The following is a 20,119-nucleotide window of genomic DNA, read 5'->3' as shown; positions in this document are numbered from 1 at the left end:
AGGAAAAATTAACCTAAAATCTCTCTACTTGTAGTTTTTTTGTTCGAGTATAAGCACAATCTCCTTAGCCTTCCACTCTTCTAGTCTTAATCTTTATCAGTAAATGTTGATGGGTTTAAGCTTACCAACTGTAAATTGTTTATTGTCCATTATTAAACATCTTCCTTTTTAAATTGGAGATCGCAATTTTAATTTGTTCAAAACCTGTTCCTCCATAGCTATTACGAGCTGATACCACTTGTTTTGGTGCGATCGCATCATAGATGTCAGATTCAAAAGCAGGGTGTAATTGTTGCCATTCTTCTAGGGTTAAATCCTTGAGCAGTTTTCCTACTGCTAAACTGGTTTTGACGACTTTACCTACTAAATTATAGGCTTCACGGAAAGGCACACCTTTAGAGGCTAAATAATCCGCTACATCGGTAGCATTGGAAAAGTCCTCGTTAACCGCCTCTTCTAAACGACTGGTGCGAAATTCTAAACCTTCTGATAGTAAAATCGTCATGGCAGATAAACAACCTTTCACGGTGTTAACCGTGTCAAAAATGCCCTCTTTGTCTTCTTGCAAGTCTTTATTATAAGCAAGGGGTAAACCTTTCATAATGGTTAATAAGGCTTGTAAATGCCCGAAAACTCGCCCTGTTTTTCCTCTAACTAATTCGGGAATATCAGGGTTTTTCTTTTGAGGCATAATGCTTGAACCCGTAGAGCAGTTGTCTTTTAGGGTAATAAAACTAAATTCTTGAGATGCCCATAAAATCATTTCTTCACTGATACGACTAAGGTGTACCATAATTAAACTAGAGGCACATAAAAATTCAATGGCAAAATCTCGATCGCTGACTCCATCTAGGCTATTCTCATATACAGAGGTAAATCCTAACTCTTTTGCACTGAAATGACGATCGATGGGAAATGTAGTACCTGCTAGGGCTCCACAACCTAAAGGAGAGATATTAGTTCGATCGTAAATTTGTTCCAATCTTTCCCAGTCTCGCTGTGCCATTTGACAGTATGCCATCAGATGATGAGCTAAACTTATGGGTTGCGCCCGTTGTAGGTGAGTATAACCCGGAATTAAGGTCTCAATGTGTTTCTCTGCATGGTTTAATAAGGCTTGTTGCCAATCTCTCAATAATCCTTGTATTTGCTGAATTTGATCCCGTAAATATAGCCGAGTATCAGTACCTACTTGATCATTACGAGAACGAGCAGTATGTAACTTTTTACCCACATCTCCCACAATTTCCGTTAAGCGTCTTTCTACGGCAAAGTGTACATCTTCTTGATCCACTCCCGGATTAAAATTGCCGTCTCGGTATTCCTGACGAATTTGGGCTAAACCATTGATGAGAGTTTCGGCTTCTTCTGGGGTAATAATACCCGTATGACCGAGCATTTTAGCATGAGCGGTTGATCCAGTGAGATCATATTCGATTAATTCAATATCAAAGCCAATACTGGCATTAAAAACGGCGATAACTGGATGTAAAGAGGTTTCAAAGCGATCGCTCCAAGTCTGTTGTTTTGTCACGGTTAATTATATATTAATTACTATAGATATTTTTTGTTGAAGGTGATTGATAAATAGTATTATTGGTTACATTCAAGATTGTTTTATAAAAATAGACAATAATTAATTCGAGTTTTAATCACCATTGAGTATGTTGTAAACTTGTTGAGACATTATTTTTCTGTTACAAAAAACTCTTGTCAGTTGTCTTTTGTCTATCTCCAATTAAAATTAAATTATTTTCTTCGACAAAGCATTAATATTTAAAATCGAGTAAAATTTGCAAAAGTATAACCAAAAAACATACCGATTAATAAAGCCCAAATCTGTCCAGTTTCCACAAAATTTTTCCAAGCATCGGACATTTGACCAATAATATCAGGATCTTCGATCACCTGAGCTAAAATAACCGTATGATTGATAACATCATAAATAGAGAAATCCATAGAAAAAAATAGTAAGTAAATTAAATTGATTTATTCATCTTTGATTATAAACACAAGAGTCTCATTTCTTTGCAAATGTTATTATCCTTTAACAGTTAAAGGATGGCTTCTAAAATAACCACATTATTATTCATTCTTGATGGTTAATTGATACAATGAAAGGTTAAATTCAAATTTGACTGATGAGAAAATCTAGTCAAAAAAAGAGTTGTAATGTAACTTTTATTGTTAATTATCAAGAATCTAAATATCAATGAAGCATACTATTTCTGTATTAGTAGAAGATGAAGCAGGAGTTTTGACAAGAATTGCGGGATTATTTGCCCGTAGAGGTTTTAATATTGAAAGTCTAGCTGTAGGACCGACAGAACAAGGTAATATTTCACGCATTACGATGGTTGTACCTGGGGATGAAGACACGATCGAACAGCTAACAAAACAGTTACATAAGTTAATTAATGTAATCAAAGTTACTGATATTACTAAAATTCCTTGTGTAGAAAGAGAGTTAATGTTAGTAAAAGTTAGCACCAATGCCAATACTAGGGGAGAAATTCTACAAATTGTCCAAATTTTTCGGGCTAGGGTAGTAGATATGTCTGATGACAGTTTAACTTTGGAAGTGGTTGGAGATCCGGGTAAAATGGTCGCTATTATTTCTATGTTAAATAAATTTGGGATAAAAGAAATAGCAAGAACTGGAAAAGTTGCTTTAGTAAGAGAATCAGGGGTTAATACTGAATACTTAAAATCTTTGGAAGCGAAAATATAACCAACAATTAGCAATTAGCAATTGATAAATTAGATCATATTTATTTGTTCACTTATTTCTTTTCCAACTGGGATTTTTAAACCCAATTATTATGTTAACTCTTTTTTCGATCGTAATTGTAGTTTTATTAGGTTCAGCTATTTGTTCTTTAACAGAAACAGTTATATTATCCGTTTCCGATATAAAGGTAAAACAATGGGCTCAATCAAAAAAAACACCGGCTTTAGCTTTGTTAAAAATTAAGAAAAAAATGAGCCGACCGATCGCTACGATTGTTATGCTCAATAATATTTTTAATATCGTTGGTAGTATTATAATTGGTAGTTTAGCAACCGAAGTTTTAGGGAATAGATTATTAGGACTTTTTTCTGCATTATTAACTTTTTTAATTATTATTTTCGGAGAAATATTACCCAAAACTATCGGTCAAAGATATGCTGATAATTTAGCATTATTATTAGCATTACCTACACAATTTTTAACCTTAATATTAAGTCCTTTAGTGTGGTTAATAGAGAAAATTACTGAACCTTTTACTCAAGGAAAAGTATTGCCCACAACGAATGAAATGGAGATAAAATTGTTAACAAATATTGGTAGTAATGAAGGCGTAATTGAAGTCAATGAAGCAGAAATGATTAATCGTGTTTTCCATCTTAATGATCTATCTGCTTCTGATATAATGACTCCTAGAATTATCATTACCTATCTTAAAGGAGATCTCATTTTAAAAGATTGTCAAGACGTTGTTATTAAATCTGAACATACTCGTATTTTAGTCGTACAAGACTCTATTGATGATGTAATTGGTATTGCTTTTAAGAGTGAATTATTAGCCGCAATTATTCAAGGAAAACAAGAAGAAAAAGTCGCTAATTTAACTCGAACGGCTAATTTTGTACCCGAAACTATTAGAGCCAATCGATTATTAAAACATTTCCAAGAAATTAGGCAACATTTAATGGTAGTAATTGATGAATATGGAGGCGTTTCTGGAGTGGTTACTTTAGAAGATGTGTTAGAAGTTTTGACGGGAGATATTGTTGATGAAACTGACAAAATTGTTAGTCTTAGAGAAATTGCAAGAAAAAAAAGAGAACGACTTTTGATCTCTAAAGGTGTAGGAGACATGAACAATTAATTAGGGGTTGCTGAAAAAGTATTTTGATGGGGGAAGGTGTTAGGTTTTAGGTAAAATTTTGACGATTGATGCAAAATTGCTATATCTTGATATTCTCACTTCTTTAGATTTATAAATTCTACATTCCAAATTTGTGCTTTTCTTGACAAAAAAAATCTTAATATTGTCTTAAAGATCTACTTTCTGATATTGTTATCAATTAATCGAAATATCTTAATTTAACGGTGAAAATTGACATAAACAAGTTTTTTAACCACTTTTATTGTATCCTCTATTTTCGTCTCTAAGTTGATGTAAGATAGCAGTTATAGTTGTAAAACCAATGATTAAGAAATTTAAAAAACTAAAACTCAGTGATTATAAGAGTTTTTCTTTTGTTTTTGTTCATGTCAAGTAAAGTTGAAAAATGATTCACCGTAATTAATTGTCAATGTTATTATCTAATTGCAGCTATTTTTACAATTTTATACTAGGTAAATGTTATGACTCAAACACCAATATCTCCCGTCGTGTTAGTAATTCTGGATGGTTGGGGTTATCGGGAAGATTCACAGGATAATGCGATCGCTTTAGCTAAAACACCTGTTATGGATAGTCTGCTAGAAGTTTATCCTAATACTCTCATCAATGCATCGGGTAGAGCTGTTGGATTACCGAATGGACAAATGGGTAATTCTGAAGTAGGACATTTGAATTTAGGAGCGGGACGAGTTGTTCCCCAAGAATTAGTGAGAATTTCGGATGCTGTGGAAGATGGTTCAATTTTCAAAGATCCTGTATTAGAAGAAATCTGTCAGAATGTCATTAAATCTCAAGGAAAATTACATTTAATGGGATTATGTTCCGATGGCGGTGTTCATTCTCATTTAGATCATTTAATTGGTTTATTGGATTTGGCTAAGTTACAGGGTGTTTCAGAAGTTTGCGTTCACTTTATTACAGATGGTAGAGATACAAACCCCAATGATGCTGTAAAGTATGTTAGAACGATCGAAGAACATATAAAAAAAATTGGTGTAGGTAAAATTGTCACTATTTGTGGTCGTTATTATGCCATGGATCGCGATCGCCGTTGGGATAGAGTTCAAAAAGCCTATGATTTATACACTATAGATGGTACAGGAGATGGTAGAACGACTATAGAGGTAATAGAAGATTCTTATAAAGAAGGCATCAACGATGAATTTATTGAACCAACTCGTATTGCTGAAGGTGCAATTACAGAAGGGGATGCTGTAATATTCTATAATTTTCGTCCCGATCGAGCCCGACAAATATGTTATGCTTTCACCATGGATAATTTTAACGGTTTTGAACGGCAAAAAATTGAGAACCTTCATTTCGCTACCTTTACTCAATACGATCCCAATTTACCCGTAAAAGTGGTTTTTGAACCTCAGTATTTAACTAATATTCTTGGAGAAGTCATTGCCAATGCAGGATTAAAACAATTTCGTGTTTCAGAAACCGAAAAATATCCCCACGTTACTTATTTTTTCAATGGTGGATTAGAGCAACCTTTAGAGGGAGAAGATCGAGAATTGGTACAAAGTCCTATGGTTGCAACCTATGATAAAGCTCCGGCCATGTCTGCTATGGAATTAACCACCGTAGCGTGTGATGCTATTACAAAAGGTATCTATTCTCTCGTGGTGATGAACTATGCAAATCCTGATATGGTAGGTCATACAGGCAAATTAGATGCCGCTCAAACTGCGATCGAAACCGTTGATACTTGTTTAGGTAAACTGTTGAAAGCTATTAATCAAGTAGGTGGTACTGTATTAATAACGGCGGATCATGGTAATGCAGAATACATGAAAGATGAAAACGGTAATCCTTGGACTGCTCATACCACTAATCAAGTACCTTTTATTTTAGTTGAAGGAGAAGGACGTAAAATAATTGGTCATGGTGGTAATGTTAAACTCAAAGAAAACGGTAAATTGGCAGATATTGCCCCCACAATTCTCGATATTTTACAACTGCCTAAACCCCAAGAAATGACAGGAGAATCTTTAATTACAAAACCAGAATATGAAGTCAAAAAAAGTCGCACTCCCATTAGTGTTGCTGTTTAAATAATAAAGGAGAATGCAGAGTCAGTTTAAAGAAATGAAAACTGCTGTCAAACCTTACGGAGAATCTGGGTATGTTCAGATATATAATGGTTTGAATAGAATCATAGACTTAAATAATTATGGGTGTTTATCAAGTAGTTCAAATTGTTTGGGCAGTATCTGCCGGATTATTAACAGTTTTAGTGTTATTACATTCTCCTAAAGGTGATGGATTAGGAGGTATTGGAGGACAAGCACAACTTTTTTCCAGCACAAAAAGTGCAGAAGCAACTCTTAATCGTGTGACATGGATTTTAAGTCTAACTTTTATTAGCTTAACTGTTGTTTTGAGTGCAGGATGGTTGAATAATTAGAAATTTAGTCATTAGCAATTAGCAATTAGTCATTAGCAATTATTTGAGATTATTCAAATTGAAATCAATGCTTTAGCTCTTATGAAAGCCGTTGTAAATTTTATTTTCATTTTATTGTTAAGCAGTGGTATTTTCATTACTATTAATAATAGTGTCAAAGCTAAAGAGACTAATTTACCTACTTTAAAAGTTCATCCTTTACCTATATCTTTACAAAATTGGACATCTAAAATTAAGGAAGATTATTTTAGTGAAATTGAACCTCATTTGGCTGGTTATTTGATTTGGTCTGATTTTCCTGTTAAAGTGTATCTGCAATCTCCTGATCAAGATTTATCTCCATCTGGTTTAACTCAGTTTCATCAATGGCAAAAAGCCGTTAGAATTGCGATCGAGTCATGGAATATTTATATATCATTAACAGAAGTAGATAATCCAGAAAATGCAGATATTCTTATTTATCGTCGTTATCCTCAATTTAAAGCGGAAATAAACCCCCAAACAGGCTTATACAATCTTCCTAGAGCAAAAGCAGCCACGACTACGGTTAAATTCTATTTAACGGATACTAAACCTCCTCAATTACGACACAAAATGTCGATCGAAGTCAATCCTCATCAAACATTTGACTACCTAGTAACTAATCTTACCCACGAATTAGGTCATGCCATCGGTATTTGGGGACACAGTTTAAATATTACTGATGTTATGTATCATTCCCACACAAGAGAAATTCCTGTTATTTCTCCTCAAGATATAAATACTCTCAAAAAAATTTATCAGCAACCCACCCGTTTAGGTTGGAATATTTGATAATAAACAATGAACAATCAATAATTATCAATTAAGATTATGGGTTATTTTGACACGCTGATCGACAAATTTGGTGAGAATCCAGAATTAGAAGAAGCCTTTGGAAAACATATTCATTGGGGTTATTGGGAAAATCCCACTAAGGCTACAGGTAGTTTAATGGATTTTGCGATCGCCGCCAATAATCTTTCTAAATTAGTTATTAAAACGGCGGAAATTAGTGATGGAGTTACTATTCTTGATGCCGGTTGTGGTTTTGGTGGAACAATTAGCCTACTTAATGAAAGTTTCAGTAACTTAAATTTGTATGGTGTTAATATTGACAATGCCCAAGTAGAAAGAGCAAGAGAAGTTATTAAACCACAGAATAATAATAACATTCAATTTATTAATGCTAATGCCTGTGATTTACCTGATTTTAAGACATTATTTGACTATTCGATCGCCCTTGAATGTATCTTTGCATTTCCCAGTCGAGAAATATTTTTTCAACAGGTAAGAAAAAACCTAAAATCATCGGGAAAATTAATTATAGTGGACTTTATTATTAATCCTCAAATTAGAAAGTTTTGGGCATGGTTTGAAGGTCAAATTTTGAGCCGTTTAATTACTGATACTTACGGTTCAAAAGCGACAAATCAAGTAGAATTTATTGGTATAAAAGATTATGAAACTATAGCCAATAAAACAGGTTTTAAACTAGAAAAAGTTATCGATATAAATAAAAATGTTCAGCCTACTTATCCTGTAATAAATAAGTTAATTATTGATAATTTTAATGATTTAATGACTGCAAAAGGGTTAGAAATATTTAGTCAGTTAAACTTAATTAGTTATCAAATTTTAATTTTTACCACAGAATAAATAGACTTTAGAAATTTTTATTGACTCGATCGAAAAATGCGATTTTTAAGGTAATTTATAACAAAAAATACACCTTTGATAACATTTTCGGTTTCGATGTGGGCTATTGATTAATGGTGATGATGATGTTCTTGGCTATGATGGTGATGATGATGGTGATCATGATGATGTCCTCGACTATGACTAGCCGTTGCAAGACTTGGATTAATTACCATTGCTTCATCGTTGAGTAAAGATTCAATCTGAGGATTTGCCCACTCTGCCGCCATCGCACAAAACTCATCGTTATCATTAACACATTCCATCTGTACATAATTAACAGTAGGATATTTTTTTTGTAATGATTCGATAATATGCTCTACATCTAGTAAAGTTTCATGATTTTCTGTAGCAAAGCCAATAGGCATAAATACTAAGGCTTTTGCTCCCAATTCGATCAGATTCCTACCGGCTAATTCGGCATTGGGCTGAGTCCATTTAATTAAAGGTGTTTGATGGTTTAACCAACCAACAGAAATCATGGGGAAGCGATTAATCAGTCTTTCTCTCACCAAATCATATAATTTTTGACTCTCATCAATGCCTGATGTAAACCCTTTGGCTTCATGAGGACATCCATGATTCATTAAAACAATACCAATTTCTGAGGGTAAATAAGCCGAACTTAAACGGTGACTAATTTCCCTCTCTACCATTTTCGCTAATAGATTGATGTATTTTGGCTCATTATAAAAAGAGGGTAGATACCGCATTCCTTTTATCCAATGTTCTTCTGAATTAGTGGGTTTAGCTAAGGCTTGGTTTACTTGTTCTACTGCAATACCACTAGTAAAAATAGAGTCAACTACTAATAAAGGATAGATCAAAACTTTATCAAATCCTTCTGCTTGAATTTGCTCTAATACTTGATTCGGCAAATGGGGTGCACAAAAGTTAAAGGCTTTAAATACCCTGACTCGATCGCCCCATGTATGTTGTAAGTGATGCTCTATGTTCGATCGTTGACGCTCAAAAATGGCGTTATGGGGAGAGATAAAATTACCATGTTGATGACTCCATTCATGTAAGTCAAACATTGCCAATAGTTTTGCAATGGGAGGATATATCCATGTAGGTACGGGTGCAAATTTTGCCGTTAAAAGGTTTAAGGCTTGTTCGTTATAATTGGCAAAATCATCATAACTTTCCACCTCACCATATCCCATTAATAATACCGCTACTCGATCGTTAGAGTTTACTACGGAATTGTTGTCGATAATTCTTTCTGGAGTTACAACCACAATTGTTTCCCTTCCATGTTCATTGATTAATAATATCCATTATAGGGGGATTACAATTAATTAGGAATTAGGAATTAAGAATGAGAAATCGGGAATTAATTTTCAATTCTCAATTCTCAATTTTTCCTAAAACCATTATTTTACAGTTTCGTACCACATTCAGGGCAAAAACTATTATCGACAGGATTTCTTGTACCGCAGTTACTACAAATTACGATTTCTTTAGTTAAACTTTCTGGTGCTTTTTTAGGTAATCCTAACATTTGAGCATTATTTTTACCCGGTGCAATCATGGGATAGCAGTTTTCGTCTCGTTTTACATGAACATTTAATAGTACAGGGCCATCATGGGCTAACATTTCAGCGATCGCACCTGAAAGTTCATCTCGACTACTAATCGTCATACCTTTAACCCCAAAAGCCTCCGCCAACATTTCAAAGTTTGGCATTCCTGCTTCCATATTAGAACAAGAATAACGCTCACCGTAAAAGGTTTCCTGCCATTGACGAACCATTCCTTGCCAACGATTGTTAATAATAACGGTTTTTGCTTTAATGTTATATTGTGCAAGGGTAGCCAATTCCTGTAAATTCATTTGGAAACTCGCATCCCCACTGATACAAATAACTTCCTCTTCTCCTACTGCTACTTTTGCCCCCATGGCTGCAGGTAAGCCGAACCCCATGGTACCAAGTCCTGCACTGGAAATCCAACGATTAGGCCCTGTTTTCAAAAATTGTGCTGCCCACATTTGATGTTGTCCTACATCAGTAGTGTAGTAAGCATGAGGTGCTTGACGACCAATCTCGACAATTACTTCTTGGGGTGAAAGGGCATCTTCGGGATGGGGTACGATTAAAGGATAGTCTTGTTTCCATCGATCGATCCTTGCTAACCAATCTTTAGTTAAAGTATCATGAGCAGGTAAATCTAACTCTCGTGCTCGTTGTAAAATTTGTTCTAATACTTGACGCACATCTCCTACGATTGGTACTTCAGGGCGACGATTTTTACCTACTTCTGCTGGATCAATATCAATATGAATTACTTTTGCACGAGAAGCAAATTCATCTAATTTCCCTGTAACTCGATCGTCAAACCTTGCTCCTACAGCAATTAATAAATCACATTCGCTAACGGCAAAATTAGCATAGGCTGTACCGTGCATTCCTAACATTCCGACTGAAAGAGTATGGTGTTCATCAAATGCACCTAAACCCATTAAAGTAGTGGTAACAGGTAATTGAAAACGTTCAGCTAACTCTTGAATTTGAGCATGAGCTTTTGATAAAATTGCTCCACCACCGACATATAGTAAAGGTTGTTTTGCTTCGGAGATCAATTCTACTGCCCCATTAATTTGACGAGGATTACCTTTAACTGTAGGGCGATAACCTGATAATTTTACCTCTCCCGGATAGACAGGGATATACTCACATTCTTCTAATCCTACATCTTTTGGAATATCCACTAAAATAGGACCAGGTCTGCCTGTACTAGCCAAATGAAAAGCCTCAGCAATAATACGAGGAATATCTTGAGCGTTACGAGCGACATAGGAATGTTTAACAATGGGCAAAGTGATACCAAAAATGTCTGTTTCCTGAAAAGCATCAGATCCGATCGCCGCACGAGACACTTGTCCTGTAATAATTACCATAGGAATAGAATCCATATGTGCTGTAGCTATTCCAGTAACTAAATTGGTCGCGCCCGGACCAGAAGTACCGAAACAAACTCCTACCTTGCCCGTAGCACGAGCATAACCGTCCGCCGCATGAGCAGCACCTTGTTCATGTCTCACGAGAATATGTTGGATGTCTCCTCTAGCCTCAGCACGATAGACTTCATCGTAGATGGGTAAAATTGCACCGCCGGGATAACCAAAAATATGTTTAACACCGTGACGACAGAGACTATCAATCAACGCAAAAGCACCAGAACACTTGATGGGAACTACATCAGTGGATAATTTAAAAGAAGGGATATTAGAAGCTACCATAGATTTTATTATTTATTGATCTGCAACGATGTCTATATCTTCATTGTAGATTCCGTCACAGATTCTGGAATTAATTTTGGTTTATTTGTTACATATCTAACTTAATTTTAATTTAACCATGAACAATTAACAATTAGGAATTGAAAACAATATATAGCATTTTTTAAAATTATGAGGTACATTTTTTCTATTGCCTCTTGCCTTTCAACGACAATTTTGTACCTCACCAAAATGAGAATTGCTATAGACATCTTCATCAAAAAATGAGTAAAGAAGAAGATTAAGGAGAAATATTGACAATCTATCTATAAAAATTAAAAATTGATTGTATGTTAATTTTTGCAAAAGTCTATAGGATACTTTCAATAAATCGAACCAAAATTTTTTTGACTTAACTTCAGTTAACAACTACTTTGAACTTTGAACTTTGAACCTTGTTAGTCGATTACAACAGAGTTTATATAATAAAGTGTATGATTTTATCTTTTGATTTTTTATGTAACTTCACTTTTGCAGTAACTATTACTTAGATATAGGCATAGAAATAATAAAACGATAACCGGATTCTGGAGAACCTTGTAAAGAAATATTACCTCCTTGAAGATGAGCTAAATAAGTGCTAAATAATAGACAAATTAAATCGTATTCATAACTATTTTGAGAGCTAGTTTTCTTATCTATATTATTTTGTAATAATGAACTATCATAATTTTTTAAAGCACATTCATAGGCGTTGATTTTTTCAAAGGAAATACCATCTCCCAACCAAGGATGAGTTACCCAACAATTAATTTTTAAAGTTTGCATTTTTTGGGAAATATGGATTTGTATTTCTCCTCCTGTTCTTGAACCTTCGATAATAGTAATAAGAAGATAATATAAAGTTTTTTTGACTTTTTCTCGATCTAATTTCCAAATTTTTTCTCCCGGTTCGATCGATAATCTTAAACTATGCTCACGACTGACGGCAAAGGTTTCTAAACTTTTAATTACTTGTTTGCCTAAATTTTCTAAATCTACGGGAACAAATTCGAGATTAATTTCTGTTTTAATATTAGCTAATTTAGTAATTTCATCTACTAAAGTAACCATTTCTTGTCCACTATCATGGATAATTTGTAAATACTCTAATTGTTTTGAGTTAAGTTTTCCATAAATTTCTTGTTTTAATACACTAGACATTCCAATCACAGAAGTCAGGGGAATAGATAATTTTTGAGTAAGTTTATTTAATAATTGAAAACTTAATTGTCTGATATATTTTTCTGAATCATTAATATTATTAGAAGAAATTAAAGAAGGGGAAGAAGTAAAATTTTCAACATTATCGATTAATATATCACTACTAAAATTTTGATAATTATTACAATATTTAATGAAATTGTTATGAGGAGTAATTAGTTCATTTCTTTCATATTCTGCTACACACCAACGGGCTGTTATCATAAGAAAATTAATATCTTGAAGAGTAAATTTTCGGGCAGTTGTATCTATAACTTCTAAACAGCCAATACACAACCCATTAAAAATAGTTAAAGGTACACCTAAATAAGAAACAATCCCATAATGTTGAGTGAGAATATTTTGAGAAAAAAAAGGATCACATAATGTATTTTCAATTACCAAATAATTATGAGAATCAATGACATGAGTCGCAAAAGTATTCTGTCGTTCAATTTTTCTAGTTTTGGCTAAATCATTCATTAATCCGAGATTTGATAAGCCATAAACTGATTTTAATTGATATTCTTCCCCTAATAAAAAACCCAAACAACAAACAGGAATATTCAAAGAGTTGGCGACAGTTTGAGTAGCTTCGTCAAAAATAGGAATTATTCTTTCTGAGATGAGATTAAGATTCTGAATGGCTAAATTTCTTTGATTTTCCCTTAATTCAATTGACTCATTATTCCAAATACAAAATAAAGGTTTTCTCATCCTAATCAACGGGGCTAAATATACTATATTATAATATCTATAACTAAAGTGTGGGTACAATAAATAAGCTAAAGTCCATTTAAGTTTAATACTAACTGACGATAAGCCGTCTTGAATTTTTGTAACTCATTCATACCTTCTTGAAGAGTTTTAATATATGAGAGTCTATGATTAATGTTAAATAAGAATGCCACTTAGCCACTTAGTTTTTGATCTAATTTCAATTAAAGGTAATTTGAGAGAAAAACACACACTATCAGAAAGTGGACGAGAAGCTCTATTTTGCTATCCTTGTTTTAATTTTGGCAGTAATTGTTTGACTACTTATTAAAATAAAATTGATGGAAAAGTTAAAAATCAGTCTGAAAATGCTTTTGAATAACTTTGATAAAAAATCTTGTACAGTAACAGATTATTTGTCGTGATAACAAATTCGTGTCATCTAAAAATAAGACTCTTAAAATCCTTATATATCAACAATTATAACTTATCCTTACCCTAAAATCACACTCGATTGTATCTTAAAATAGATTAACAAATTAAGTGTCATTTTCCCTAAAAATAACAAATTAGATGTCGCCTTCGGAAAAGGCGATTTTTTTTGTTTTTGAGTGGCAATTCACAGATTAAATGTCATAGAATAATAAGTACACATCAACTTTGATTTTATTAAACATAAAAATATCAGCTATGACTATTGAAAATCAAATTTCTGAATCTCAGGAACTGATTTCTCAACTTTCTCCCGAAGAACAGGCGATCGCAGATGTTATTGAAGATTTAGTTCAGCCATGCGATCGAAAAACTTATGGAGCAAAATTGAAGAAAGCAGCCGAAACACTAAATAAATCCGTTAGAACAGTGCAACGATATATCAAAGAATGGGAGGAAAAAGGATTATTAGCAATAAAAAAAGGAAATAGATCAGATCAAGGCACTTATCGCATTGAAAAGCGTTTACAGGATTTTATTGTTAAAACTTATCGGGAGGGTAACAAAGGTAGTAAAAGAATAAGTCCGAAACAGGTATATTTGCGAACCATGGCTCAAGCCAAGGAATGGTCTATTGATCCACCTTCTCACATGACTGTTTATCGAATCTTAAATCCTATTATTGAGGAGAAAGAGAATAAAAAAAGAGTGAGAAATCCAGGATGGAGAGGTACCAAATTAGCTGTATCCACTAGATCGGGAAATGAAATTAATGTGGAGTATAGTAATCATGCCTGGCAATGTGACCATACTCGTGCTGATATTCTTTTGGTGGATCAATTTGGTCAGTTATTGGGCAGACCTTGGCTAACGACAGTTGTAGATACTTATTCTCGCTGTATTATGGGTATCAATCTTGGTTTTGATGCTCCTAGCTCCCAAGTAGTATCTCTGGCTCTACGTCATGCTATGTTACTGAAAAGTTATAGTTCTGACTATGGGTTACACGAGGAATGGGGCACTTACGGTAAACCAGAGTATTTTTACACTGACGGGGGTAAGGATTTTCGTTCTAATCATCTTCAACAAATTGGATTACAACTCGGTTTTACTTGTCATTTGCGAAGTCGCCCTAGTGAAGGGGGAGTAGTAGAGCGCCCTTTCAAAACTTTGAATACAGAGGTATTTTCTACTTTACCTGGATATACAGGAGGAAACGTACAGGAAAGATCTGAAGATGCTGAAAAGGATGCAAGTCTTACTCTCAGACAATTGGAACGAATTATTGTCCGCTATATCGTTGATAACTACAATCAGCGTATGGATGCTCGTATGGGTGAACAAACTCGTTTTCAGCGTTGGGATTCGGGACTACTTTCTATTCCTGATCTTCTCTCGGAAAGAGACTTAGATATATGCCTTATGAAACAGTCTCGCCGACGTGTGCAAAAAGGTGGTTATCTTCAGTTTGAAAACTTGATGTATCAAGGGGAATATCTGGCAGGTTATGAAGGAGAAACCGTTATTCTACGTTATGACCCCAGAGATATTACTGCTATTCTGGTTTACCGTAATGAGGGTAATAAGGAAGTCTTTTTAACTCGTGCCTATGGGCTAGATTTGGAAACTGAATCAATGTCTTGGGAAGATGCTAAGGCAAGTGCCAAAAAGGTAAGAGAGTCAGGAAAAAATCTCAGCAATAGATCGATCTTGGCGGAGGTGAAAGAAAGACATACTTTCTCTGACAAAAAAACCAAAAAAGAACGTCAACGGCAAGAACAAGAACAGGTAAAGCCTTATATTCCTTCCCCTGTACTCAAGGAAGTCAAAGAACAAACTGACAAGGCTACCGATACTGATATGTCAGAAGAACCAATAGTAGAAGTATTTGATTATTCACAGTTACAAGATGATTATGGATTTTAGGAGATAATTATGGAAGCAAAGGCAATCGCACAAGAGTTAGGTAACATCGAAATACCTGAAGAAAAGTTACAAATGGAAATTGAACGATTAAATAGCAAAACTTTGGTTAGTTTAGAGCAGGTGGCAAAACTTCATGAATATTTTGAGGGCAAACGTCAATCAAAACAGTCTTGTCGAGTTGTGGGAGAGTCTCGCACAGGAAAAACAATGGCTTGTGATTCTTACCGATTAAGACATAAACCAATCCAAAAAGTAGGACATCCTCCTCAAGTGCCTGTTGTTTATATCCAAATCCCTCAAGATTGTGGCACAAAAGAGCTATTTCAAGGCATTATTGAATACCTTAAGTATCAAATGACAAAGGGAACGATAGCAGAAATTCGACAACGGGCAATCAAGGTTTTACAAGGATGTGGAGTCGAAATGATCATTATCGATGAAGCTGATCGTTTTAAGCCTAAAACTTTTGCGGAAGTAAGAGATATATTCGATCGTCTCAATATTCCCATAGTTTTAGTTGGTACAGATCGCCTTGATACTGTAATTAAGAGAGATGAACAGGTTTATAACCGTTTCCGTAGTTGCTATCGTTTTGGAAAGTTATCAGGTGCTGATTTTCAAAATACGGTCAATATATGGGAAAAGCAAGTTTTGAAACTGCCTGTGGCTTCTAATTTGATTCAGACGAAAATGCTAAAACTGATCGCAGAGGCAACGGGAGGATATATCGGCTTAATGGATACAATCTTGAGGGAATCTGCCATTCGCTCTTTAAAAAGAGGACTTAATAAGATTACTTTTGAGATTCTGAAAGAAGTTACACAGGAGTTCAAATAATGGATTTGCAAATTCAAAACTGGTTATTTATTCTTGTTCCTTATGAAGGTGAAAGCATTAGTCATTTTCTCGGTAGATTTAGAAGGGCAAATAGTTTAAGTTGTGGTGGTTTAGGACAAGCAACGGGGTTATATAGTGCGATCGCCCGTTGGGAGAAGTTTCGTTTTAATCCTCCGCCTTCCCTTAAACAGTTGGAGAAATTAAGTGAGATTGTACAAGTAGAAATGGCAACTTTACAAACTATGTTTCCTTCTGCACCCATGAAAATGACTCCTATTCGTATTTGTTCTGCTTGTTATGGTGAAAACCCTTATCATCAGATGTCATGGCAGTATAAGGAGATTTATCGGTGCGATCGCCATAACCTAAATATTCTCTCAGAATGTCCAAATTGTGCGGCAAGATTCAAATTTCCTAACCTTTGGTTTGAGGGTTTTTGTCATCGATGCTTTACTCCTTTTGAACAAATGCCACAATCGTAAACATTAATTGATTTTATATATCCCACGTACTGAATTTATAGTTGTTTAATCTCAACTTCATTGTTCTATTACTTAAAAAATACTTCTATAAGCAACACTTTTTTGTATTACATAATGTAGTGCGAAAGGTTTTCTGTCAGAGATAAGGATTCTGACGTTACTTTATTGAGAGATAATGTATTCATCAAATCAATAACGGCAGCATTTCTGTTTAGTTGGATTTTTTCGTTTTTATCCTCCCGTTGTATCTCCCAGAGGTTCCTGCTCAAAAGGATTTGGATTGGGTATCGCGAGTTTCACTGGTTTAGTTCCGGGCATCATTTCAAAGTCTGGGGTGAACTGGACTAAAATATTCTTAAGCTGATCGTAGGGACGGCGATCGCCAACCAACTTAGCTTTACCAGAAGTAATTTGTTGATCCAAGGTTGCCGCACCCATCATCACGGCTTCAAGATCGGTGCGATTAATCGTAATCGTCAAATCAGGGTTAGGAGCTTGGAATCCCTTAATATTGGTCAGAGTTGAATTGCTCAATTCCACCACATACTTTTCGTCATTATCGGGCGTAATCAGGTTAACGGTAAATTTCAGTCCCTCGGCTTTTTTACTGTCGAGACGAATACCGAGAAAATCTAGCCAGAGGTTAGTCGGCATGGCACGAATGACATCAGGGCCAGAAGATTTAGCGGATTTTCCCGTCGGAATACCCGAGCGCAACTCATAGGCCGCCGCGAGGTAACTATTACGGACACTGTTACTTTCCTGCTGATAGCCAAATTGTTCAAAAGCATCGGCCAATAAGTCTTTAGCCGCTTGATTTTGAGGTTCGGCATAGACTAGTTTATTCACAATTTCCATTGCTTCACGGTATTTGCCCTGGTCATAGAGTTGTTTACCCTTAGCCAGAATTTTACTAGAACCGCCCATCATCTCCACATACAACGGAGCCGAATCGCGGGGAGAAAGGGGAAGCAATGTCGCAGGATTTCCGTCCCAATAACCCAAATAACGGTTAATTACCGCCCGACTATTATGACCTTCAGATCCGTGATAACTGTGGGCCGCCCATTGATTTTGCAGACTTTTGGGGGGGATGATAAACATTTTGTACTTCATTAATTGTCACCCCTTTATTGGCAAGAAATAACACCTCATTATTCAAATTGGCGTAAATATCACGTTGAGTTCGCATCACCTCTTGAATGCGATCGTTTCCCCAACGAGGCCAACTGTGAGCCGAAAACATTACTTCCGCTTGTTGACCAAAAAGATAAAGAGAATTGTTAATTTGTTTTGACCACTCCAACGGATTACGAATCAATGCACCGCGCAGAGTGTAAATATTATGCACTGTCCCTGTAATATTCTCGGCGGCCCAAAATGCGTTGAACTGAGGAAACCAAGTATTCATTTCTGCGGGAGCTTCCGTGCCTGGTGTATTCTGGAAAACCATTTTTACGCCATCAATGGTCACTTCTTCAATATCCTTGGTGATATACTTCGTGGGAGGAATGAGTCCACTATTTCCCGCCGCCGTATTTTTCCCGATGGATTGATCCACATGACCAAAGGGACTTCGAGGTAAAAGGACACCGTACTGGTAAAACAAACGACGGTTCATCGCGTTGCCTGCATAGACATTTTCGGAAATAGCGTGTTCCATAAAGCCAACGGGGGCAAGAATCTGTAATTTGCCCGATCGCACATCGGCTTCATCTACCACACCGCGCACTCCGCCAAAGTGATCTGTATGGGAATGGGAATAAACTACCGCGACGACGGGGCGTTCACCGAGTTTTTCATTAATGAACTTCAGAGCCGCTTGGGCTGTTTCCTTGGCAGTTAGCGGATCAAAAACAATCCAACCTGTATCACCTTTAATAAAAGTAATGTTAGCGAGATCAAAACCCCGTACTTGGTAAATTTTGCCTGGCAAAACCTCATAGAGTCCGTAGGCCATATTTAAAATAGCTTGACGTTGCAAAGAAGGATGAACACTGTCAAAATCCTTGCCCTGTAAGAGAAATTCGTAACTGCCCATGTCCCAGGCTACATTACCCGCCTCGGCCATGATTTGTTTAAAGGAAGGAGCGGCGATAAATCCTTTTTTAGCTTCTTCAAAATCCCGTTTGTCATCAAAAGGTAAGGTTTTCCTTAAACCATTTTGAAGTTCAATCGTAAATTTCGAGGGCATCTTTCCCTTGGGAGCAAAGTGTTTACCTTCGATCGCTCCAGGATCGGTTACAACCCCGCCACCACCAGAAGCCAAGACAGAAGAGCTAATAGCACTAAAGAGCGCGATCGCTAGAGATAACAAGATTGTTTGGTTAATTTTCATTTGATTCCTATTGTAGCTCATTTAGGGACAAAATTTGAGGTTAATTTAAAAAGGTGAGCTATTTTTCAATGTGCGTTCACCGCAAAAGCAATAATCGCAGTATTAATTTTATTGGTTCTTAGGGAATAATAATTGAGCTCGAATTATCCAATCTGGCCCTCCTTTTGGTTTTTCTGCGTACCAAAATCCCTACCCGCCTCGGCCATGATTTGTTTAAAGGAAGGAGCGGCGATAAACCCTTTTTTGGCTTCTTCAAAATCCCGTTTGTCATCAAAAGGCAAACTTTTCCGTAAGCCATTTTGCAGTTTAATGGTAAATACGGAGGGCATTTTTCCTTTGGGGGCAAATTGTTTGCCTGCATCGTGCCAGGGTGGTTAAAAACAGATATACTAAGCCTTCAAACGTCTCTAATCGAATAAACGATCGTTCTCCATCTAACCTAACGTTTCCTTCAATTGTTCATGAATCCTATCTAACCATAAAGGCACGATCGAAGTCCCCTGATCAAGAAGTTCGATCGCCTTTTCCCGTTCATAGGATAAAAGAGACATTTTGCCATCCCTAGGGATAATCATAAAACGCCCTTTATAATCTGGATTACGAAAATTTCGCTCTTTTTCCTTCAAGTCAGATAAAATAATTTGCCCAATTTCAAAACTCAACCCTACTGAGAGCAAATATACCATGATCGAGATTTCCACCAACTCCGCAGGGGAATAATAGATCGTTTTGCCCGTACCCGTACCCTGAATAAAAGGGACAATAACCTCCTTATCCCTCCAATACTGCAATTGTCGGAGGGAACAACCTGTAATTAATGATGTTTGTTTACTGCTAAAAAACCTTTCTTTCATAAACACAATTATAAAATGATTTGTTATTATACAAATATGTCTAATT

At 35.6% G+C, this 20,119-nt stretch carries 18 protein-coding genes; 10 read left to right on the top strand and 8 right to left on the bottom strand.

Features of this window, described 5'->3' with window-relative positions:
- Nucleotides 1–139 precede the first annotated feature (139 nt).
- Nucleotides 140–1,534 carry an argininosuccinate lyase gene (argH, locus tag GM3709_RS02985; protein WP_066116143.1) on the bottom strand — a complete coding sequence of 465 codons (1,395 nt, stop codon included), beginning with the start codon at nt 1,532–1,534 and terminating at the stop codon, nt 140–142.
- Between the two features lie 242 nt (nt 1,535–1,776).
- The gene (locus GM3709_RS02980) at nt 1,777–1,959 is read right to left on the bottom strand and encodes a hypothetical protein (protein WP_066116142.1); all 183 of its coding nucleotides are present in this window, start codon (nt 1,957–1,959) and stop codon (nt 1,777–1,779) included.
- Nucleotides 1,960–2,212: 253 nt separating this feature from the next.
- On the opposite strand from GM3709_RS02980, the gene ilvN reads away from it, so the two are divergent.
- From ilvN to GM3709_RS02950, 6 genes are all read left to right on the top strand, one after another.
- Complete coding sequence (gene ilvN, locus GM3709_RS02975; RefSeq protein WP_066116139.1) at nt 2,213–2,731, top strand: acetolactate synthase small subunit; 519 nt, start codon at nt 2,213–2,215, stop codon at nt 2,729–2,731.
- Between the two features lie 91 nt (nt 2,732–2,822).
- A complete protein-coding gene (locus GM3709_RS02970) occupies nt 2,823–3,872 on the top strand; it encodes a hemolysin family protein (protein WP_066116138.1) in 1,050 nt (349 codons plus the stop codon).
- Nucleotides 3,873–4,354: 482 nt separating this feature from the next.
- Nucleotides 4,355–5,953, top strand: a complete 1,599-nt coding sequence (gene gpmI / locus GM3709_RS02965) for a 2,3-bisphosphoglycerate-independent phosphoglycerate mutase (protein ID WP_066116136.1) — start codon at nt 4,355–4,357, stop codon at nt 5,951–5,953.
- Nucleotides 5,954–6,072: 119 nt separating this feature from the next.
- Nucleotides 6,073–6,306 (top strand): preprotein translocase subunit SecG, encoded by a 234-nt coding sequence (gene secG, locus GM3709_RS02960; protein ID WP_066116135.1) that lies wholly within the window; start codon nt 6,073–6,075, stop codon nt 6,304–6,306.
- Between the two features lie 81 nt (nt 6,307–6,387).
- Complete coding sequence (locus GM3709_RS02955) at nt 6,388–7,119, top strand: peptidase metallopeptidase (protein WP_071828004.1); 732 nt, start codon at nt 6,388–6,390, stop codon at nt 7,117–7,119.
- Nucleotides 7,120–7,158: 39 nt separating this feature from the next.
- Nucleotides 7,159–7,983: a cyclopropane-fatty-acyl-phospholipid synthase family protein gene (locus tag GM3709_RS02950; protein WP_066116131.1), complete on the top strand. Its 825-nt coding sequence runs from the start codon at nt 7,159–7,161 to the stop codon at nt 7,981–7,983.
- A 110-nt stretch (nt 7,984–8,093) separates the two neighbouring features.
- On the opposite strand, the gene GM3709_RS02945 is transcribed toward GM3709_RS02950, so the two are convergent.
- The 3 genes from GM3709_RS02945 to GM3709_RS02935 form a co-directional block, all read right to left on the bottom strand.
- Nucleotides 8,094–9,263 carry a ferrochelatase gene (locus GM3709_RS02945; RefSeq protein WP_066116130.1) on the bottom strand — a complete coding sequence of 390 codons (1,170 nt, stop codon included), beginning with the start codon at nt 9,261–9,263 and terminating at the stop codon, nt 8,094–8,096.
- A gap of 140 nt (nt 9,264–9,403) precedes the next feature.
- On the bottom strand, nt 9,404–11,266 hold the full coding sequence (gene ilvB, locus GM3709_RS02940; RefSeq protein WP_066116128.1) for a biosynthetic-type acetolactate synthase large subunit: 1,863 nt from the start codon (nt 11,264–11,266) through the stop codon (nt 9,404–9,406).
- A gap of 522 nt (nt 11,267–11,788) precedes the next feature.
- A complete protein-coding gene (locus GM3709_RS02935; RefSeq protein WP_066116126.1) occupies nt 11,789–13,204 on the bottom strand; it encodes a GAF domain-containing protein in 1,416 nt (471 codons plus the stop codon).
- A 690-nt stretch (nt 13,205–13,894) separates the two neighbouring features.
- Here GM3709_RS02935 and GM3709_RS02930 point away from each other — a divergent pair.
- Genes GM3709_RS02930 through GM3709_RS02920 form a run of 3 tightly spaced genes read left to right on the top strand, consistent with a single transcriptional unit; the run spans nt 13,895 to nt 16,881 of the window.
- A complete protein-coding gene (locus GM3709_RS02930) occupies nt 13,895–15,562 on the top strand; it encodes a Mu transposase C-terminal domain-containing protein (RefSeq protein WP_066116124.1) in 1,668 nt (555 codons plus the stop codon).
- A gap of 9 nt (nt 15,563–15,571) precedes the next feature.
- Complete coding sequence (locus tag GM3709_RS02925) at nt 15,572–16,399, top strand: TniB family NTP-binding protein (RefSeq protein ID WP_066116122.1); 828 nt, start codon at nt 15,572–15,574, stop codon at nt 16,397–16,399.
- Complete coding sequence (locus GM3709_RS02920) at nt 16,399–16,881, top strand: TniQ family protein (protein ID WP_066116120.1); 483 nt, start codon at nt 16,399–16,401, stop codon at nt 16,879–16,881. Before GM3709_RS02925 ends, GM3709_RS02920 begins: the two co-directional genes overlap by 1 nt.
- A gap of 231 nt (nt 16,882–17,112) precedes the next feature.
- On the opposite strand, the gene GM3709_RS21290 is transcribed toward GM3709_RS02920, so the two are convergent.
- Nucleotides 17,113–17,985 (bottom strand): alkyl sulfatase dimerization domain-containing protein, encoded by an 873-nt coding sequence (locus tag GM3709_RS21290; protein WP_231937607.1) that lies wholly within the window; start codon nt 17,983–17,985, stop codon nt 17,113–17,115.
- A complete protein-coding gene (locus tag GM3709_RS21285) occupies nt 17,921–19,219 on the bottom strand; it encodes an alkyl/aryl-sulfatase (RefSeq protein ID WP_231937606.1) in 1,299 nt (432 codons plus the stop codon). The genes GM3709_RS21290 and GM3709_RS21285 overlap by 65 nt, the downstream gene beginning before the upstream one ends.
- Before the next feature lie 204 nt (nt 19,220–19,423).
- On the opposite strand from GM3709_RS21285, the gene GM3709_RS20380 reads away from it, so the two are divergent.
- Entirely contained in the window at nt 19,424–19,597 is a 174-nt protein-coding gene (locus GM3709_RS20380; RefSeq protein WP_158506696.1) for a hypothetical protein, read from the top strand.
- 56 nt (nt 19,598–19,653) lie between these two features.
- On the opposite strand, the gene GM3709_RS02905 is transcribed toward GM3709_RS20380, so the two are convergent.
- Nucleotides 19,654–20,073, bottom strand: coding sequence for a MerR family transcriptional regulator (locus tag GM3709_RS02905; protein WP_066116116.1), 420 nt, complete (start codon nt 20,071–20,073; stop codon nt 19,654–19,656).
- Nucleotides 20,074–20,119 lie beyond the last annotated feature (46 nt).

Source organism: Geminocystis sp. NIES-3709 (assembly GCF_001548115.1).
Classification (GTDB): Bacteria; Cyanobacteriota; Cyanobacteriia; order Cyanobacteriales; family Cyanobacteriaceae; genus Geminocystis.
This window is presented reverse-complemented; position numbering and strand designations above follow the sequence as displayed.

Excerpts from the sequence above, each read along its gene's own strand:
- GM3709_RS02980 (WP_066116142.1), bottom strand. The coding sequence starts at position 1,959 with ATGGATTTCTCTATTTATGATGTTATCAATCATACGGTTATTTTAGCT.
- ilvN (WP_066116139.1), top strand. The coding sequence starts at position 2,213 with ATGAAGCATACTATTTCTGTATTAGTAGAAGATGAAGCAGGAGTTTTG.
- GM3709_RS02970 (WP_066116138.1), top strand. The coding sequence starts at position 2,823 with ATGTTAACTCTTTTTTCGATCGTAATTGTAGTTTTATTAGGTTCAGCT.
- gpmI (WP_066116136.1), top strand. The coding sequence starts at position 4,355 with ATGACTCAAACACCAATATCTCCCGTCGTGTTAGTAATTCTGGATGGT.
- secG (WP_066116135.1), top strand. The coding sequence starts at position 6,073 with ATGGGTGTTTATCAAGTAGTTCAAATTGTTTGGGCAGTATCTGCCGGA.
- GM3709_RS02955 (WP_071828004.1), top strand. The coding sequence starts at position 6,388 with ATGAAAGCCGTTGTAAATTTTATTTTCATTTTATTGTTAAGCAGTGGT.
- GM3709_RS02950 (WP_066116131.1), top strand. The coding sequence starts at position 7,159 with ATGGGTTATTTTGACACGCTGATCGACAAATTTGGTGAGAATCCAGAA.
- ilvB (WP_066116128.1), bottom strand. The coding sequence starts at position 11,266 with ATGGTAGCTTCTAATATCCCTTCTTTTAAATTATCCACTGATGTAGTT.
- GM3709_RS02935 (WP_066116126.1), bottom strand. The coding sequence starts at position 13,204 with ATGAGAAAACCTTTATTTTGTATTTGGAATAATGAGTCAATTGAATTA.
- GM3709_RS02930 (WP_066116124.1), top strand. The coding sequence starts at position 13,895 with ATGACTATTGAAAATCAAATTTCTGAATCTCAGGAACTGATTTCTCAA.
- GM3709_RS02925 (WP_066116122.1), top strand. The coding sequence starts at position 15,572 with ATGGAAGCAAAGGCAATCGCACAAGAGTTAGGTAACATCGAAATACCT.
- GM3709_RS02920 (WP_066116120.1), top strand. The coding sequence starts at position 16,399 with ATGGATTTGCAAATTCAAAACTGGTTATTTATTCTTGTTCCTTATGAA.
- GM3709_RS21290 (WP_231937607.1), bottom strand. The coding sequence starts at position 17,985 with ATGTTTATCATCCCCCCCAAAAGTCTGCAAAATCAATGGGCGGCCCAC.
- GM3709_RS21285 (WP_231937606.1), bottom strand. The coding sequence starts at position 19,219 with ATGAAAATTAACCAAACAATCTTGTTATCTCTAGCGATCGCGCTCTTT.
- GM3709_RS20380 (WP_158506696.1), top strand. The coding sequence starts at position 19,424 with ATGATTTGTTTAAAGGAAGGAGCGGCGATAAACCCTTTTTTGGCTTCT.
- GM3709_RS02905 (WP_066116116.1), bottom strand. The coding sequence starts at position 20,073 with ATGAAAGAAAGGTTTTTTAGCAGTAAACAAACATCATTAATTACAGGT.